Source organism: Microbacterium sp. Root1433D1, from assembly GCF_001426835.1.
Taxonomy (GTDB): Bacteria; Actinomycetota; Actinomycetes; order Actinomycetales; family Microbacteriaceae; genus Microbacterium; species Microbacterium maritypicum.
The window spans coordinates 423,192-440,378 of sequence record NZ_LMFN01000001.1 but is presented as its reverse complement, the minus strand read 5'-3'; the positions used below and the strand labels follow the sequence as shown (position 1 = coordinate 440,378).

At 68.0% G+C, this 17,187-nt stretch carries 18 protein-coding genes; 8 read left to right on the top strand and 10 right to left on the bottom strand.

What is annotated here, in order from left to right; translation table 11 throughout:
- Window positions 1–41: 41 nt before the first annotated feature.
- Window positions 42–926 (top strand): aminodeoxychorismate lyase, encoded by an 885-nt coding sequence (locus ASD13_RS02030; RefSeq protein ID WP_055865265.1) that lies wholly within the window; start codon window positions 42–44, stop codon window positions 924–926.
- A gap of 92 nt (window positions 927–1,018) precedes the next feature.
- Here the strand turns inward: ASD13_RS02030 and pstB are convergent, their stop codons facing one another.
- The 7 genes from pstB to ASD13_RS01995 all read right to left on the bottom strand — a co-directional run bounded on the left by pstB (window position 1,019) and on the right by ASD13_RS01995 (window position 9,118).
- The gene (pstB, locus tag ASD13_RS02025) at window positions 1,019–1,798 is read right to left on the bottom strand and encodes a phosphate ABC transporter ATP-binding protein PstB (protein ID WP_017828973.1); all 780 of its coding nucleotides are present in this window, start codon (window positions 1,796–1,798) and stop codon (window positions 1,019–1,021) included.
- Between the two features lie 28 nt (window positions 1,799–1,826).
- Window positions 1,827–2,930, bottom strand: a complete 1,104-nt coding sequence (gene pstA, locus ASD13_RS02020) for a phosphate ABC transporter permease PstA (RefSeq protein ID WP_055865262.1) — start codon at window positions 2,928–2,930, stop codon at window positions 1,827–1,829.
- Window position 2,931: 1 nt separating this feature from the next.
- Window positions 2,932–3,882 carry a phosphate ABC transporter permease subunit PstC gene (pstC, locus tag ASD13_RS02015; protein ID WP_055865259.1) on the bottom strand — a complete coding sequence of 317 codons (951 nt, stop codon included), beginning with the start codon at window positions 3,880–3,882 and terminating at the stop codon, window positions 2,932–2,934.
- A gap of 92 nt (window positions 3,883–3,974) precedes the next feature.
- The gene (gene pstS / locus ASD13_RS02010; protein ID WP_055865256.1) at window positions 3,975–5,081 is read right to left on the bottom strand and encodes a phosphate ABC transporter substrate-binding protein PstS; all 1,107 of its coding nucleotides are present in this window, start codon (window positions 5,079–5,081) and stop codon (window positions 3,975–3,977) included.
- Between the two features lie 150 nt (window positions 5,082–5,231).
- Window positions 5,232–6,221 carry an NUDIX hydrolase gene (locus ASD13_RS02005; RefSeq protein ID WP_055865252.1) on the bottom strand — a complete coding sequence of 330 codons (990 nt, stop codon included), beginning with the start codon at window positions 6,219–6,221 and terminating at the stop codon, window positions 5,232–5,234.
- On the bottom strand, window positions 6,218–8,383 hold the full coding sequence (locus tag ASD13_RS02000) for an RNA degradosome polyphosphate kinase (protein WP_055865249.1): 2,166 nt from the start codon (window positions 8,381–8,383) through the stop codon (window positions 6,218–6,220). The genes ASD13_RS02005 and ASD13_RS02000 overlap by 4 nt, the downstream gene beginning before the upstream one ends.
- Window positions 8,384–8,434: 51 nt before the next feature.
- A complete protein-coding gene (locus ASD13_RS01995) occupies window positions 8,435–9,118 on the bottom strand; it encodes a winged helix-turn-helix transcriptional regulator (RefSeq protein ID WP_055865247.1) in 684 nt (227 codons plus the stop codon).
- A gap of 71 nt (window positions 9,119–9,189) precedes the next feature.
- Between ASD13_RS01995 and ASD13_RS01990 the strand changes: the two genes are divergently transcribed.
- The 3 genes from ASD13_RS01990 to ygfZ all read left to right on the top strand — a co-directional run bounded on the left by ASD13_RS01990 (window position 9,190) and on the right by ygfZ (window position 11,365).
- Window positions 9,190–9,480 carry a hypothetical protein gene (locus tag ASD13_RS01990; RefSeq protein ID WP_017828966.1) on the top strand — a complete coding sequence of 97 codons (291 nt, stop codon included), beginning with the start codon at window positions 9,190–9,192 and terminating at the stop codon, window positions 9,478–9,480.
- Window positions 9,481–9,630: 150 nt separating this feature from the next.
- Window positions 9,631–10,233: an FABP family protein gene (locus tag ASD13_RS01985; protein WP_055865244.1), complete on the top strand. Its 603-nt coding sequence runs from the start codon at window positions 9,631–9,633 to the stop codon at window positions 10,231–10,233.
- Window position 10,234: 1 nt separating this feature from the next.
- Window positions 10,235–11,365 carry a CAF17-like 4Fe-4S cluster assembly/insertion protein YgfZ gene (gene ygfZ, locus ASD13_RS01980; protein ID WP_055865241.1) on the top strand — a complete coding sequence of 377 codons (1,131 nt, stop codon included), beginning with the start codon at window positions 10,235–10,237 and terminating at the stop codon, window positions 11,363–11,365.
- A gap of 23 nt (window positions 11,366–11,388) precedes the next feature.
- Here ygfZ and ASD13_RS01975 read toward each other — a convergent pair whose 3' ends face one another.
- The gene (locus ASD13_RS01975) at window positions 11,389–12,216 is read right to left on the bottom strand and encodes a class I SAM-dependent methyltransferase (protein WP_055865238.1); all 828 of its coding nucleotides are present in this window, start codon (window positions 12,214–12,216) and stop codon (window positions 11,389–11,391) included.
- 58 nt (window positions 12,217–12,274) lie between these two features.
- Between ASD13_RS01975 and ASD13_RS01970 the strand changes: the two genes are divergently transcribed.
- Entirely contained in the window at window positions 12,275–13,024 is a 750-nt protein-coding gene (locus ASD13_RS01970; RefSeq protein WP_021199094.1) for a phosphoglyceromutase, read from the top strand.
- Window positions 13,025–13,095: 71 nt separating this feature from the next.
- On the opposite strand, the gene phoU is transcribed toward ASD13_RS01970, so the two are convergent.
- A complete protein-coding gene (phoU, locus tag ASD13_RS01965; protein WP_055865234.1) occupies window positions 13,096–13,806 on the bottom strand; it encodes a phosphate signaling complex protein PhoU in 711 nt (236 codons plus the stop codon).
- Window positions 13,807–14,022: 216 nt separating this feature from the next.
- Here phoU and ASD13_RS01960 point away from each other — a divergent pair, with 216 nt between their 5' ends.
- The gene (locus ASD13_RS01960; RefSeq protein ID WP_055866802.1) at window positions 14,023–15,246 is read left to right on the top strand and encodes a sensor histidine kinase; all 1,224 of its coding nucleotides are present in this window, start codon (window positions 14,023–14,025) and stop codon (window positions 15,244–15,246) included.
- Window positions 15,243–15,926, top strand: a complete 684-nt coding sequence (locus ASD13_RS01955) for a response regulator transcription factor (protein ID WP_017828959.1) — start codon at window positions 15,243–15,245, stop codon at window positions 15,924–15,926. Before ASD13_RS01960 ends, ASD13_RS01955 begins: the two co-directional genes overlap by 4 nt.
- Before the next feature lie 87 nt (window positions 15,927–16,013).
- On the opposite strand, the gene ASD13_RS01950 is transcribed toward ASD13_RS01955, so the two are convergent.
- Window positions 16,014–16,547: a hypothetical protein gene (locus ASD13_RS01950; protein ID WP_055865231.1), complete on the bottom strand. Its 534-nt coding sequence runs from the start codon at window positions 16,545–16,547 to the stop codon at window positions 16,014–16,016.
- Window positions 16,548–16,684: 137 nt separating this feature from the next.
- Between ASD13_RS01950 and ASD13_RS01945 the strand changes: the two genes are divergently transcribed.
- Window positions 16,685–17,167, top strand: coding sequence for a CarD family transcriptional regulator (locus tag ASD13_RS01945; RefSeq protein ID WP_017201416.1), 483 nt, complete (start codon window positions 16,685–16,687; stop codon window positions 17,165–17,167).
- Window positions 17,168–17,187: the final 20 nt, after the last annotated feature.

Sequence of the window (17,187 nt, the reverse complement as noted above, 5' to 3'; positions counted from 1 at the left end):
GCGATGAGGCGGTGGGTATTCCCGCCATCTAGGCTCGGATCATGACAGGGCGCTTTGCACTCATGATCGATCCCGTCGCCGCCGACGTGCAGCGCAGCGACTTCGCCGACACCTTCACGCAGGTCGACGCTGCGGCCCCTGCGCTCAGTGTCGGGGAGCTGAGCACACAGCGCGGTGACGGCGTGTTCGAGTCGATCGGCGTGGTCGACGGGCATGCCCAGGAGGTCGTGCCCCACCTGGAACGCCTCGCGCATTCGGCTCGACTGTGCGACCTTCCCGTGCCGAACCTCGCGCAGTGGCGCCAGGCCATCGACCACGCGGCCGTGCGGCTGGGTGCGGGCGAGTCGGTCATCAAGCTCATCCTCAGCCGTGGGGTGGAGCACGGCCCCACGCCGACCGCGTGGGTGACCGCGGCCCCGGCTGCCGACTTCTCGGCCGTGCGCGAGAGAGGCGTACGCGTCGTCACGCTCGACCGCGGGTACGACCTGGGTGCGGCGGAACGGGCCCCGTGGCTGTTGCTGGGCGCGAAGACGCTGTCGTACGCCGTGAACATGGCCGCCCTGCGTGAGGCGCACCGACGCGGCGCCGACGATGCGATCTTCCTCTCGAGCGACGGGTTCGTGCTGGAGGCTCCGACCGCCTCTCTGATCCTCCGCTTCGATGACCGGTTCGTGACCCCGGCTCCGAACGGCGGCATCCTGCACGGCACGACGCAGCTCAGCGTCTACGAGTATCTCGCCGCCCAGGGGTTCGACGTCGGCTACGACCGCATCCCGGCGACCGACCTCCCCCAAGCGGATGCCGCGTGGCTGGTGTCGAGCGTCCGTCTCGCCGCCGCGATCACGGCCGTCGACGATGTCGCACTTCCGGTCGACCACACGCTGACTGCGGACCTGAACCGCTACCTGCTCTCGCCCCGCGACTGATCCCTCGAGGCGCCGGCACGCGAAGACGCGCCGGAACGTGAAGAGGGCCCGGGAACCGAAGTTCCTGGGCCCTCTTCACGTGTTTCCTCAGCTCACCCGAAGCGGCCGGAGACGTAGTCCTCTGTGGCCTGCACGGAGGGAGTGGTGAAGATCGACGTGGTGTCGTCGTACTCGATCAGCTTCCCGGGCTTGCCGGTGCCGGCGATGTTGAAGAACGCGGTCTTGTCGGACACGCGGCTCGCCTGCTGCATGTTGTGCGTCACGATCACGATCGTGAACTCGTTCTTGAGCTCGCCGATCAGCTCCTCGATCGCATAGGTCGAGATGGGGTCGAGAGCCGAGCACGGCTCGTCCATCAGCAGCACCTGGGGCGACACGGCGATCGCGCGGGCGATGCACAGACGCTGCTGCTGACCGCCCGAGAGGCCGGACCCGGGCTTGTCGAGGCGGTCCTTGACCTCGTTCCACAGGTTCGCGCCCGTGAGCGACTTCTCGACGAGGGCGTCCTGGTCGCTCTTCGACATGCGGCTGTTGTTGAGCTTCACACCGGCGAGGACGTTCTCCTTGATCGACATCGTGGGGAACGGGTTCGGACGCTGGAAGACCATGCCCACCTGGCGGCGGACGAGCACCGGATCGATGCCGGGGCCGTAGAGGTCCTTGCCGTCGAGCAGCACCTCGCCCTCGACGCGGGCGCCGGGGATGACCTCGTGCATGCGGTTGAGGGTGCGCAGGAACGTGGACTTGCCGCAGCCGGACGGGCCGATGAATGCGGTGACGCTGCGCGGCTGGATGTCGAGGGACACGCCCTCCACGGCGAGGAAGTCGCCGTAGTAGACGTTCAGGTCGTTGACTTCAATGCTCTTGGACACTGCAGTTCCTTGCTTGTCGGGTCGAGGCTCAGCGGCCGGTCTTGGGTGCGAAGATCTTCGCGACGAGCCGCGCGATCAGGTTGAGCAGCATGACGATGATGATGAGCGTCAGGGCGGCGGCCCAGGCCCGTTCCACGTATGCCTCAGCGGGGATGCCCTGGTACGCGTACTGCGAGTACGTGAACACCGGGAGCGTCTGCATGCGTCCGCTGAACAGGTTGTAGTTCATGGCATCGGTGAATCCGGCCGTGAGCAGCAGCGGCGCGGTCTCGCCGATCACGCGGGAGATGGCGAGCATCACACCCGTCGTGATGCCGGCGATCGAGGTCGGAAGGACCACCTTGACGATGGTGAGCCACTTCGGCACGCCGAGAGCGTACGACGCCTCGCGCAGCTCGTTCGGCACCAGCCGCAGCATCTCCTCGGTGGAGCGCACGACGACCGGGATCATGAGCACGGCCAGGGCGACCGAGCCCGCGATGCCCATGCGCACACCGGGACCGAAGATCAGCGCGAAGACCGCGTAGGCGAACAGACCCGCGACGATCGAGGGGATGCCGGTCATGACGTCGACGAGGAACGTGATGGTGCGCGCCATGCGCCCGCCCTTGCCGTACTCGACCAGGTAGACGGCCGTCATCAGACCGATCGGGATCGAGATGACCGCCGCGGCGAGAGTGACCAGGAGCGTGCCGATGACGGCGTGCAGGGCGCCGCCGCCCTCGCCGAGCACTCCGCGCATCGATGACGAGAAGAAGAGCCCGTCGAAGCGGGCGACTCCGTTGGCGACCACGGTGATCGCGACCGACACCAGCGGCACCATCGCGATCGCGAACGCCGAGGTGACGACGCCGGTGATGAGGCGGTCCAGCGCCTTCCGCGAGCCTTCGATGATGCGCGACATCACGTAGATGAGCACCAGGTAGATGACCGCTCCGAGCACGACGGAGCCGGCGACGTTGAGGTCGGATCCGCTGGCGACTGCTTCGAGCGCGAAGGGCGTGAAGCCGATGAGGAACGAGAGGGCGAGGAGGGCCCAGGGCGACCAGCGGGGGAGGTGGCCCGAGCTGAGCGAGAGTTGGGAAGGAGCCGCGCTCGCCGTGCGAGCCGGTTCAGGGGCGGTAACGGTCATGTCAGTTCGCTCCCGAGAATTCCTTGCGGCGGTTCACGAACCAGCGTGCGAGAGCGTTCACCGCGAACGTCACGACGAACAGGATCAGACCGGTCGCGATGAGGATGTTGATGTTGACCTGGTACGCCTCGGGGAACGTCAGCGCGATGTTGGCTGCGATCGTGGAGGGGTTCGTGGAGGTGAGCAGTTCGAACGTGACGGCCTTGCTCACCGAGAGCACCATCGCGACGGCCATGGTCTCACCGAGCGCGCGGCCGAGGCCGAGCATGGATGCGGAGACGATGCCGGAGCGGCCGAAGGGCAGCACGGCCATGCGCACCATCTCCCACCGGGTGGCGCCGAGGGCGAGAGCGGCTTCCTCATGCAGTCGAGGCGTCTGCAGGAAGATCTCGCGGCAGATGGCTGTGATGATCGGGACGACCATGACCGCCAGCACCATGGCTGCGGTGAGGATCGTGCGGCCGGTGGGGGAGACGACCCCGCTGAAGAGCGGGATCCAGGAGGCGTTCGTGTTCAGCCAGACGTAGATGGGCTGCACGGCCGGGGCCAGGACGAGGATGCCCCAGAGGCCGAAGACGACCGAGGGGACGGCGGCGAGCAGGTCGACCACGTAGCCCAGGCCCTGAGCGAGTCGTCGCGGGGCGTAGTGCGTGATGAAGAGGGCGACGCCGAGGGAGAGCGGCACGGCCAGCAGGAGGGCCAGGAAGGCCGCCCAGACGGTGCCGAACAGGAGCGGACCGACGTAGTCCCAGAAATTCGTCTTGAGGAGTGAGGCGTCCTCAGCGGTCGCGGTGAAGGCCGGGATCGACTGAACGATGAGGAAGATCGCGACCGCGGCCAGCGTGATCATGATCATGGACCCGGCGGCGACCGCCGTTCCGGAGAACCAGAGGTCACCGGCGCGCTTCTTCGCGACGATGCGCGTCGACGCCGGCGAGGTCGTGGCTGTCATGGGAGCTGCTTCCTGCTCAGTGGAGATCGGGTGTCTGACGCGAGCAGACGGTCTCCGGGATGCCGTGAGGCATCCCGGAGACCGTCATTCACTCACTTGATGAGGTCGATCGCAGCCTGGGCCTGCGTGCGCAGGTCGTCCGAGATCGGGGCGCTGCCCGCGTTGGTCGCGGCGGCGTCCTGGCCCTCGGCGCTGATCGCGGTGGTGAAGAACGCCTTGGTCAGTGCGGCGACGTTCTCGTCCTCGTACTCGGCGCAGCCGATGAGGTAGCTGACGAGCAGCACGGGGTAGGCGCCGTCAGCGGTGGTGGTGCGGTCGATCGCGAAGGCGAGGTCGCCGTCGGTGCGGCCTTCCTCGATCTTCGATGCGTCGAGCGTCGCGGCGGCGCCTTCGGCCGAGTGCGGCACGAACTTGTCGCCGACCTTCACGTTGACGGCCGAGAAGTCGGCGGCCTGCGAGGAGTCGATGTAGCCGATGAGGCCCTGTCCGCCCTTGACGGCGTTGGCGACACCCGAGGTCTTCTCGGCGGACTCGCCGGCGAGGTCGGCCGGCCACTCCTCGACGCTGCCTGCGGTCCACACGTCGCCCGCGGTCTGTGCGAGGTAGTCGGTGAAGTTACCCGTCGTGCCCGACTTGTCGGAGCGGTGCACCGGCGTGATGGCGAGGTCGGGCAGCTTGGCGTCGGGGTTGTCCTTGGCGATCGCCGGGTCGTTCCAGTTGGTGATCTTGCCGGCGAAGATCGACGCGATCGTCTCGGGGGCGAGGTTCAGCTCGTCCACGCCGTCGAGCGAGAACACGATCGCGATCGGGGAGATGTAGGCCGGGATCTCGATGATGTCGGAGCCGTCGACGCACGCGCCGAAGCCGCCGGCCGAGATCTCGTCCGTCTTGAACGCACGGTCGGAACCGGCGAAGTTGACCGCACCCTGCTGGAAGGACTCGCGGCCACCGCCCGAGCCCTGCGGGTCGTACTCGACCTGGGCGTCGGGGTTGGTCTTCTGGAACTCGGCGGTCCACGCCTGGATGGCGACCTGCTGCGAGGAAGCGCCCGCGCCGACCAGGGAGCCGCTGACGGCGGAAGTGTTGGAGGTGGGCTCGTCGGTGGAGCCGGTGCCGCCTTCGTTCGCGGCGCAGCCGGCGAGGGCGAGAGCGGCGACGGCGCCGATGGCGCCGATTCGTGCGATTCGGGAGATCTTCACTGTGGATCCTTCGATCTGGAATGGGTGGGGCCCGGTGCAGGGCACACAGTGACGCTATGGGCGACGGTTAACGAGACTCTCCCGAGCAGGTGAACGGCAGGTGAACGACGGGCGACTCTCTGGGGTGCTCCCGCGAGAAATCAGGGGACGTCAGACTTTGGGGATGTGCGTCTCGATGGCGATGATCCCGGATCCGGGATTCGTGGCCGAGAGGTGCACGACCGAGAACGCGGCAGGCTCGAGGTCTGCTGCGCTGCTGAGGTAGGACCCCTGGATGGTGCCGGTGGCCAGCGCGATCTCCGAGAGCAGGCCGGGGAGCACCGGGCCATGGCTGCACAGCACGGCCGGCTTGCCGGCGCGGATGCGGCGGCCGACGACCGCACGCAGGTCGGACCCGCCGTCCTCCCAGGCGTCCTGGCTGATCTTCTCGGTCTTCACCGGCTTGCGATCGAGCGCGCGGGAGAGCGGGGTGATCGTCTCGACGCAGCGCACCGCGTCACTGGTCACGATCCGACGCACGCCGAACGCGCGCAACGGTCCGACGATGGACTTCGCCTGCGTGCGCCCGCGCTCGGTGAGCGGTCGCGAGGCATCCGAACCGTCCCACTCCGAACGAGGTGTGGCCTTCGCATGACGCAGCGCGATCACCGGGAAGGTGCGCAGCACGCCGTCGTCGACGAGGTTGGAGAAGAAGTTGAGAATCTCCAGGTCGACGGGGTAGCTCAGGCGTGCACGCGCCTTCTTCACACTGACCCACTCCAGCGCGGCGATCTCGCGGTTGGGAACGAACGTCGATTCCCGGATCGCCGCATCCGTCGCCTCCGCAGCCCAGTAGTGCACGACCTTCTGCTTTTGCGAGGCGAGGTGGTACCGGCTCACGCCGACCGACACCCCGAGAGAGACGCGGATGCCGGTCTCCTCGTGCACCTCGCGCACGGCCGTCTCGGCGAGCATCTCACCGGGATCGACCTTGCCCTTGGGGAGGGTGATGTCGCGGTACTTGGTGCGGTGGATCAGCAGGATGCGAAGTTTGCCGTCGACCAGGCGCCACACGACGGCCCCCGCCGCGTACACGGCCTTGTCCGTCCACTTCGAGCTCGTCGCCGTGTCGGCCGGGAGCTGCAGCTGTCGCGCAGTCATCGAACCGCCCGTGCGCGACGGCGCCGCTGGATCAACCCCATGGTCTTATCCTGCAGGTCGACGAGGGGCTTGCCCTCCGCATCGACGGCGTGGCGTTCCCAGACGCCGCCGGCGCCTAGGTGCCACGACGTCGTTCCGGCGTCCATCGCCAGGTCGAAGAACGTCCCGAGCTCCTTGAGGTGGGCGGGGTCGGTCACGCGCACCAGAGCCTCGACGCGGCGGTCGAGGTTGCGGTGCATCATGTCGGCGCTGCCGATGTACACCTGCGGGTCGCCGGCGTTCTCGAACGCGAAGATGCGCGAGTGCTCCAGGTAACGCCCCAGGATGCTGCGCACCGTGATGTTGTCGCTGATGCCGTCGAGGTCGGTGCGGAGGCTGCAGATGCCGCGCACCCAGACATCGACCTTCACACCCGCTGCGCTCGCGCGGTAGAGCGCATCGATGATCTCCTCATCGACCATCGAGTTCACCTTGATGCGGATGTGCGCGGGAATCCCGGCCTCGGCGTTCTTCCGCTCGGCGTCGATCTGGCGGATCAGCCCCTTGCGCAGATGCAGCGGCGCCACCAGGAGGCGCTTGAACTTCTTCTCGATCGCGTAGCCGCTGAGCTCGTTGAAGAGTCGCGTCAGGTCCTTGCCGACCTGCGCATCCGCGGTGAACAGTCCGAAGTCCTCGTAGATGCGGCTGGTCTTCGGGTTGTAGTTGCCGGTGCCCACGTGGGAGTAGTGACGCAGCATCCCATCTTCCTCGCGGATCACGAGCGCGAGCTTGCAGTGCGTCTTGAGCCCGACGAGCCCATAGACCACGTGCACGCCGGCCTTCTCGAGCTTGCGCGCCCAGACGATGTTGTTCGCCTCGTCGAAGCGCGCCTTCACCTCGACGAGGGCCAGTACCTGCTTGCCCGCTTCCGCCGCGTCGATGAGGGCCTGCACGACGGGGCTGTCGCCGGAGGTGCGGTAGAGCGTCTGCTTGATGGCGAGCACGTGCGGATCGCGGGCGGCCTGCTCGAGGAACGCCTGCACGCTCGTGGTGAACGACTCGTACGGGTGGTGCACCAGCACGTCCGACTTGCGGATCGCCTTGAAGATGTCGGCGCGGGCGCTCGATCCCGCGGGCTGGAACGCCACCGCCGTGGTGGGCAGATGCGGCGGGTAGCGCAGGTCGGGGCGGTCGATGCGCGAGAGGTCGAACAGACCGCGCAGGTCGAGCGGCCCGGGGAGACGGTAGACCTCGAGGTCGGTGATGTCGAGCTCGCGGACCAGCAGGTCCATCGTGACGTCATCCATGTCGTCGGTGATCTCGAGACGGATGGGCGGGCCGAACCGCCTGCGCAGGAGCTCGGCCTCGAGCGCCTGGATGAGGTTCTCGCTCTCGTCCTCCTCGATCTCCACATCCTCGTTGCGGGTGAGGCGGAACGCGTGGTGGTCGAGCACCTCCATGCCGGGGAACAGATCGCCCAGATGGTTGGCGATGAGCTCTTCCAGACGCAGGAAGCGCTTGATCTCGCCGCCTCCTGGCACCTCGACGAAGCGCGGAAGCATGGGCGGCACCTTGAGGCGCGCGAACTCCTGGCGCCCCGTGCGGGCGTTGCGGATGCGGATCGCGAGGTTCAGCGACAGGCCGGAGATGTAGGGGAACGGATGGGCGGGATCGACCGCGAGCGGCATCAGCACCGGGAAGACCTGGGCACCGAAGTACTCCGACAGCGCCGCGCGCTCACCGTCGGTGAGCTCTGACCACTCGGTGATCTCCACTCCGGATTCGGCGAGGGCGGGTCGCACCAGCGATGTCCAGGCGTCGGCATGACGCAGCTGCAGAGCGTGCGCCTCCCGAGAGATGTCGGCGAGCGCGTCGACGGGGGAGCGGCCGATGTTGGTGGGCACGGCCAGACCGGTCATGATGCGGCGCTTGAGTCCGGCGACGCGCACCATGAAGAACTCGTCGAGATTGCTCGCGAAGATCGCCAGGAAGTTGGCGCGTTCGAGTTCGGGGAGCGACGGATCCTCTGCCAGCTCGAGCACGCGCTGGTTGAAGGCGAGCCAGCTGAGCTCGCGATCCAGGTAGCGGTGGTCCGGGAGCTGGGAGTCGTAGGACTCGATGGCGTCGAAGTCGTCGTCTTCGGCGTCACCCAGCCCGGCGTCGGCGAGTGCGGGATCGATCATGGGGTACATCTAAGCACCGAGAGGTGACGCGCGTGTGAACGGAGTCGATCGTCAGACCACGCTCGCGAGGCTCTCGTCCTCGTTGACGTTGAAGCGGTAGCCGACGTTTCGCACCGTGCCGATGATCTGCTCCTGGTCGCCGAGCTTCGCCCTGAGCCGTCGCACATGCACGTCGACGGTGCGGGTGCCTCCGAAGTAGTCGTAGCCCCAGACCTCGCTCAGCAGCTGTTCGCGGGTGAACACACGAGCGGGGTGGGTCGCCAGGAAGTGCAGCAGCTGGAACTCCTTGTAGGTGAGATCCAGAGGCCTGCCGCGCAACTTCGCCGAGTAGGACTGCTCGTCGATCGTGACGCCGGATGCCTGCACGCGTGCGGGCTCGGCGACCTCATCGCGTCGAGCCAGCGCGAGACGCAGTCGGGCATCGATCTCGGCAGGACCGGCTGTGGCGAGCAGGACGTCGTCGATTCCCCAGTCTCCCGAGAGCGCGCTCATCCCGCCTTCCGTGACGACGAGCAGCAGTGGCGCATCCTGCCCTGCTGTCCGCAGCAGGCGGCACAGCGACTTCGCGGCGACGAGATCGTGGCGGCCGTCGACGATCACGACGTCGTAGTCGGGGGCGCTGACCAGCTGCGACGTCTCTGCGGGGATCTGGCGCGTGCGGTGGCTCAGCAGCTCGAGCGCGGGGAGCACTTGCTCGGAGAGCGGAGCGTTGGTCAGAACCAGCACCTGGGCCACGCGCACTCCTCACAGACGCGGATCGACGTCGTGCCGCCATGATACCGGGAGCGATGCGCAACAATGGAGACATGACGGATCCCGCACTCGCACCACGCAATGCGTTCGTCGGTGTGCTCGTCGTCTGGGCCACGGCCTTCCTCGCCACCGTCGCCATCGGCATCTTCGTGCCGGAGGAATGGCGTGTGCCCTGGCTGCTCGTCGGGTTCGGAGGCGTCGTACTGCTCTCCTTCGCGGTGCAGCTCTGGTACGGGCGCACCCAGGGCTTCATCTTCCGCGTTTCCGGAAGCGTCATCGGCGCTCTTCTGCTGATGGGCATCATCTCCGTCGGTTTCGGCCTCGCGGCGCTGATCCCCTCCTGACACCGGCGCAGCGCGGTAAGGTGGATGACATGGACCTCATGGCGCTCGAAATCTTCTTCATCGGCCTGCTGGGCCTTGCGAGCCTCGCTATCGTCTTCGTCTCGGCAGTGGTGCTGCGCAACCTCTTCCGCGGCCAGCGCTGACGCGATAATGCTCGAACTGCCCGTCGACCTTCCGGCCGATATCGTTCCCTTCGCGTGGCTTATCGGCGTCTGGGAGGGCACCGGCGTCATCGACTACCCGGTCGGGGATGAGCGTCTGCAGGGCGAGTTCACCCACCGGATCAGCTTCAGCCACGACGGCGGACCGTTCCTGAACTACTCCAGCACGGCCACGTTCCTCACGGAGGACGGGGCTCCCGCCGCGGCGCTCCTCGCCGAGACGGGCTTCTGGCGACTCGCGCGCCCGGCGACGGCCGCAGATCCCGGCCCCGCGCTGCTTCCCCCCACCGCGCCCGTGCACACGCGCACGGTCAACGACGTGGAAGAGTTGCGCGCACCCAGCGGTGGGTTCCCGATCGAGGTCTCGCTCGCGCACGCCGACGGCGCTCTCGAGCTCTACCTCGGCGAGATCAACGGTCCGCGCATCGACATCGGCTCCGACGCCGTCGTGCGCAGCGCCGGTGCGAAGGTGCACACCGCATCGTCGCGCATGTACGGCCTCGTCGACGGACATCTGTTGTGGGCGTGGGACATCGCCGCGCTCGGCACCCCGCTGCGCTCGCACGCGTCGGCGCGCCTGGCCAAGGTCTGACGTGTCCGGCTTCAGCCAGATCGACGGCGTCGTGTCCGACGGCGACCTCATCGTGCACTTCGGAGACGCCTTCCGCGAGCAGCGGCGTCTCGCCGGTGGTTCGGCTTTCGCACCGCTCGGCGACCGCACCGTGATCGAGGTGGCGGGCCCCGAGCGCTTGACCTGGCTCGACTCGATCACGTCGCAGGCCGTGGGGCGTCTCGCCGCCGGCGACAGCACAGAGCTCCTCGTGCTCGATCCACAGGGCCGCGTCGAGCACGCGGCCGGTGTGCTCGACGACGGCGCATCCACGTGGCTCATCGTCGACGCCGACGACGCCGATGCGCTCGCCGCCTGGCTGACGCGCATGAAGCTCCGCACCCAGGCCACGGTCGACATCCGACCCGACCTCGTGCTGGTCGGTTATGTCGAGGGCGGCTCCGTCGCATCGACGGTGACCGCTGCCGCGTCAGCTCCGAACGGCACCGCCCTCGTCTGGGCCGACCCGTGGCAGCGGATCAGCGTCGGAGGACACCAGTACTCCGAGGTCGCCGAGCACCCCGCCGCCGACTTCGCCTGGCGCGTCGCGATCCTCGAGGAGGAGGCTGCTGACGCCCTCGCCGCATCCATCGATCGGGAGTCGCTCGCGGGCCTCCTCGCCGCGGAGGCGCTGCGCGTGGCCGCCTGGCGCCCGCGGTGGAAGACAGAGGTCGACGAGCGCTCGCTGCCGCACGAGTCCGACTGGATCCGCAGCGCGGTGCACCTGAACAAGGGCTGCTACCGCGGGCAGGAGACCGTCGCGAAGGTGCACAACCTCGGTCACCCGCCCCGCCGTCTGGCCGCCCTCCACCTCGATGGCAGCGATGCGGTGCTGCCCGCGCCGGGTGCGCCGGTGTTCGCCGGCGACGACGAGGTCGGGTACCTGACCTCGGTGGCGCGTCATCACGAAGACGGTCCGATCGCGCTCGCGATCCTCTCTCGGCGCGCACCGATCGGCGACCTCGTGGTTCGCGCCGACGGCATCGACATCGCCGCCTCTCAGCAGGTGATCGTCCCGGCGGATGCAGGTGCGACGGCGGATATCCCGCGCCTCACCCGGCTGTCGCGACGGCCCACGGCTCCCGACCCTCGCGGTTCCGGCGTCGAGCTCTGACCCGCCCTCGGCGGCAGGACGACTCAGTCCGTCAGCGGAGCGACTGCGGCCCACGGCAGCGTGAGTTCCCCCAGACGCCAACGCGTGCGTCCGCCGAGGACCGGCCAGCCCTGCGCGCGAAGAGCGGATACGGCGGCGAGGAAGCGCTGCGTGGCTCCGAAGGTCGACAGGGGCGCCGCGCGGTCCCACTCGCGGTCGAGATCGACGAGCAGCCCGTGGATGCGTTCTCCGGCGACGTTGCGGTGGATCAGCGCCTTCGGCAATCGCTCGGCGACGATGCTCGGGCGCTCGAGGTCGGCGAGCCGGAGGGAGATCGTGAAGCGCAGCGGTGAGCCGTGCGCATCGACGTCGACCCAGCTCGAGACGCGGCCGATCTCATCACAGGTGCCCTCGAAGAGCAGCCCGTCCGGCGCCAGGCGTGAGGCCATGCGGGACCACGCATCGGGAACGTCCTGCTCGTCGTACTGCCGCAGAACGTTCATGGCACGGATGACCGCGGCCCGGCGTCCGCCGGGAAGCGGAACCTCGAATCCGCCGCGCCCGAACGAGACCGGGAGGCCGCGGGCGAAGGGCGTCCGCCCCGCGCGCACCTCGGCGAGCTGGGCGTCGGCCGTCGCGACGCGCGCCGGATCGATCTCCAGGCCGCGCACCTCGACGTCGTCGCGCACCCGGACGAGGCGCGTCGCGAGCTCGAACGCGGTCACGCCGCTGGCTCCGTAGCCAAGATCGACGACCAGCGGATCGGATGCTCGGCGCAGGGCGTCGCTCGCGGCGATCCAGCGATCGTTGCGTCGCAGCCGGTTGGTCCCCGTGGTGCCGCGGGTCGGCCGACCGAGGGGAGATGACGCCATGTCTCCATCCTCCCAGCATCCGACTCGGGCTTCGGCTCCGGGCGGATAAACTGGCCGCATGACTGCGACGCGCACCCTCATCCTGCTCCGCCACGGCCGGAGCGAGTGGAACGAACTGAACCTGTTCACCGGTTGGGTGGACGTCCGCCTCAACGCGCAGGGCGAGAAGGAGGCGCGCCGCGGCGGCGAGCTGCTGGCAGAGTCCGGCATCCTCCCCGACGTGCTGCACACCTCGTTGCTCAGCCGTGCGATCCAGACGGCGAACATCGCCCTCGACGCCGCCGACCGTCTGTGGATCCCGGTGACCCGCTCGTGGCGGCTCAACGAGCGTCACTACGGTGCGCTCCAGGGCAAGGACAAGGCGCAGACCCTCGAGGAGTTCGGCCCCGAGCAGTTCCAGCTGTGGCGCCGCTCGTTCGACGTGCCGCCGCCCGTGCTCGACGACGAGAGCGAGTTCAGCCAGGTGAACGACGTCCGCTACGCGGGCATCGACGGCGAGGTGCCGCGCACCGAGTCGCTCAAGCTCGTCATCGACCGTCTGCTGCCGTACTGGGAGAGCGCGATCGTCCCCGACCTCGAGGCCGGGAAGACCGTGCTCGTCACGGCGCACGGCAACTCGCTGCGTGGCCTGGTGAAGCACCTCGAGGGCATCAGCGACGACGACATCGCCGAGCTGAACATCCCCACCGGCATCCCGCTGGTCTACGAGCTGGACGAGAACAACGTTCCCACCGGCCCAGGACGCTACCTCGACCCGGAGGCTGCGGCCGCCGGTGCCGCAGCGGTCGCGGCCCAGGGCAAGAAGTAGGAGCCTCTGCTCCTCACGCAGAAGCCCCCGATGCGAAGGCATCGGGGGCTTCTGCGTTGCCGTGGGTGCGATCAGGCGTGGCCGAACTCCTGCTGGCCGAGCTCCTGCTGCTCGACGGCGAGGGGGATGTCATCCTCATCGACCGCCCAGTCACCGGTGGCGAGATAGACGACCTTCTTCGCGACGGCGACCGCGTGGTCGGCGAAGCGCTCGTGGTACCGGCTGGCGAGCGTGGCGTCGACGGTCGCCGTCGCCTCACCCTTCCAGTTGTCGCTGAGCACCTTCTCGAAGACGGTGGCGTGCAGTTCGTCGACATCGTCGTCCGCGTTGCGGATGGCGTCGGCGAAGCGCAGATCCTGGGTGCGCAGCAACTCGGAGAGCGTGCGGGCCACCTCGACGTCGAGCTCGCCCATCTTCACGAAGGTGCCCTTGAGGCCCTTCGGGATGGCGCGCTCGGGGAAGCGGAGGCGGGCGAGCTGGGCGATGTGCTCCGACATGTCGCCCATGCGCTCGAGCGAGGCGCTCACACGCAGAGCGGTCACGACGATGCGCAGATCGCGCGCGACCGGCTGCTGGCGGGCGAGGATCTCGATCGCCTGCTCATCGAGGGCGACGGCCAGCTCGTCGATCTTGGCGTCATCGGCGATGACCTCCTCGGCCAGTGCCACATCGCTCGTGGCGAATGCCCTGGTGGCCTTGTCGATCGAGACCGTGACGAGGTCGGCGATCTCGACGAGGCGGTTCTGAAGGTCCTCGAGGGACTGGTGGAAGACTTCGCGCATGTTGGGGCGCAACCTTTCATTCGGATCTCGGCTGTGTCAGCGCGAGACGGCGGGTCGTCCGCACGAGAGCAGGTCTGTGCTCCCGCACAAGCCCGAAGCGATTGTCTGCTTCGAAGGTTAACGAACGGTGCCCAGCACGTGAATAGTACTTCTCCTGTTCCCGCGAGGGCGCGGAAACCCGCCGGACGGACGGTGAACGCACTCTACGCTTATGTCATGACCTTGCCGCAGCTCGCGCTGTCTTCGCTCGCCATCGGGCTGGTGATCGGCGTCGGCCTCTCCCTGCTCGTCGTGTGGGCATACCGGGCGCGGGCCCGCGTGCAGGAGGAGACATCGCTGGCGATTCCCGCCGGCATCACCGATGTCCTGCACAGCATGGACGATGCCGCGGCGATCGTCGACACCTCCGGTCTGGTACTCGCCTCCTCGCAGGCGGCGACCCGGTTCGGGATCGATGTCGGCTCGACGCTCGACAACCCGGAGCTGCGCCAGCTCGTGCGCGGCGTCAGGGAGGCCGGCGGTACCGCCACCGAGTCGATGCGCCTCACCCGAGGGGGTCTGAGCCTCGACCCCCGCCTGGTCTCGGCCCGCGCCAGCGTGATCGGCACGCGTCTGGTGCTGCTGATCATCCGCGACGTCACGGAGCAGGAGCGGCTCGATCAGATGCGTCGTGACTTCGTGGCGAACACGAGCCACGAGCTGAAGACGCCCGTGGGCGCGGTGAGCCTTCTCGCCGAGGCCATCGAGTCCGCGGCCGACGATCCCGCGCAGGTGCGCATCTTCGCCGCGCGTATCTCCGCAGAGGCGGGGCGGCTCGGACAGCTCACCGGGCGCATCATGAGCCTGTCCCGGCTCCAGGCCGAGGACGGTCTGACGAAGGTCGGCCCGGTCGCGATCGACGAGGTGATCGCCTCCTCGATCGAGGCTCACGTCGTGCAGGCCGATTCCGCAGGGGTCGAGCTCACCAGGGGAGGGGACCGCGGCGTCTTCGTGCGCGGCGACGCCCAGATCCTGATCGAGGCGGTCGGAAACCTGATCGCCAATGCGATCGTCTATTCGCCCCGCGGCTCCCGCGTCGGAGTCGGCGTCCGGGCGGAGGACGGCGTGGTCGAGATCGCGGTGTCCGACCAGGGGATCGGCATCGCAGAAGCCGATCGCGAGCGTATCTTCGAGCGGTTCTACCGGGCCGATGAGGCCCGTTCGCGGCGCACCGGAGGGACCGGCCTCGGGCTCTCCATCGTCAAGCACGCCACCCAGCGGCACGGCGGCGAGGTGCGGCTGTGGTCGCGTCCGGGCCGCGGGTCCACGTTCACGATCCGTCTTCCCCGGATCGACGCCCCCGACAACCTCGACGCGGGCAAGAAGAGCAAGAAGAAGCGCGCGCGCAAAGCGGCCAAGTCCGCCGCATCCGCGCGCGTTCGAAACGGAGAGAGAGCATGACCCGAATCCTTCTCGTCGAAGACGAGCCCGACCTCGCCGACCCGCTCGCGTACCTGCTCCGGCGTGAGGGCTACGAGGTGGAGATCGCGGAGGACGGCCCCGGAGCGCTCGCGGCCTTCCGGGAGCGCGGGGCCGACATCGTGCTGCTCGACCTGATGCTTCCCGGCATGCCGGGAACAGAGGTGTGCAGGCAGATCCGGTCGACCTCTGCCGTTCCCATCATCATGCTCACGGCCAAGGACTCCGAGGTCGACATCGTGGTGGGCCTCGAACTCGGAGCCGACGACTACATCACGAAGCCTTACTCGTCCCGGGAGCTGCTCGCCCGCATGCGTGCCGTGCTGCGCCGGGTCGTGCAGGCGGACAGCGAGCTCGACGAGCGCGTGCTCGACGGCGGACGGGTCTCGCTCGACATCGATCGGCACACCGTCTCCGTGGCCGGAGCCCAGATCAACATGCCGCTGAAGGAGTTCGAGCTGCTCGAGGTGCTGATGCGCAACTCCGGGCGCGTACTGACCCGCGGCCAGCTCATCGACCGGGTCTGGGGGAGCGACTACTTCGGCGACACCAAGACGCTCGATGTGCACATCAAGCGGATCCGCTCGCGCATCGAGGAGAACCCGAGCGAGCCGGTGATGCTCGTCACTGTGCGCGGTCTGGGATACCGCTTCGAAGGCTGATCTCCCGGCGGGACGAAGAGCCCGTCGAGACAGCGAAGAGGCCGGCGCCCCTGGGCGCCGGCCTCTTCGTCTTCGTGCTCTGAGGTGTCAGTTGCTGGGGGCCGGAGCCGCCGTGTCGGTGGGCTTCGGCGTCGGCGTCGAAGGGGCTGTCTTCTCCGAGGGGGCGAGGTCCGAGTAGTAGGGGAGCGTTCCGTCGAGCACGGGAACCTCCGTCTTGACCCCGGTGGAGTCGCCGGACTGGAAGTGCATCTCCACCGTCGCGCCCGGCTTGGTGTCGAGGCCGACGATGCGCAGCGGTTCGGCACCGGCGCCCAGGCTCACCGTGTCGCCGGCGGGGACGGTGACGACGAGCGGGTCGACGCCCGCGACCGTGATCGTGAGAGTCGCCTTCTCATCGGTGGGGTTGACGAACGCCGCGATGAGATTGCCCACAGAGCCGTCTTCGGTGGCCACCACGAGGGCGTTGCGCACGTCGATCGGGCCGTCGGCGTCGGAGACGTTCACGCCGTCGGATGCGGCGTACTCGGTCTTGGTGGACTGTGGGGTGATGAACGTGCACCCGGTCGCGCCGAGCAGAACGAGGGCGCTGAGGGCTGCAGACGCAACAAGGCGCGATTTCACGGGTCCTCCTGAGGTCCGGCGGGGATATCCGCATCCATTCTATGCGTAAGTCGTGAGGGCTCCTGCGGCACCGGGGGCGCGAACCTTAGCGCATGTCCCCTGTGGTATCCTTGAGGTTGCCGAAAGGACACGTTTTTATGCTTTTTGAGGTTGGCGAGACCGTCGTCTATCCCCACCATGGCGCTGCGACCATCATTGAGGTCAAGGAGCGCATCATCAAGGGTGAGGCGAAGAAATACCTGAAGCTCAACGTCACCCAGGGTGATCTCATCATTGAGGTCCCCGCGGAGAATGTCGACCTGGTCGGCGTGCGTGACGTCATCGGCAAGGAAGGCCTCGATCATGTTTTCGAGGTGCTGCGAGCACCCTTCACGGAAGAACCCACGAACTGGTCGCGCCGGTACAAGGCGAACCTCGAGAAGCTCGCCTCCGGCGATGTGATCAAGGTGAGCGAGGTCGTGCGCGATCTGTGGCGTCGCGATCAGGACCGCGGCCTCTCCGCGGGCGAGAAGCGCATGCTGGCGAAGGCTCGTCAGATCCTCATCTCCGAGCTCGCGCTGGCCGAGAAGACCGATGAGGACAAGGCGGGCGCACTGCTCGACGAGGTCCTCGCTTCCTGAGCTCTTTTTCACGACGAAAG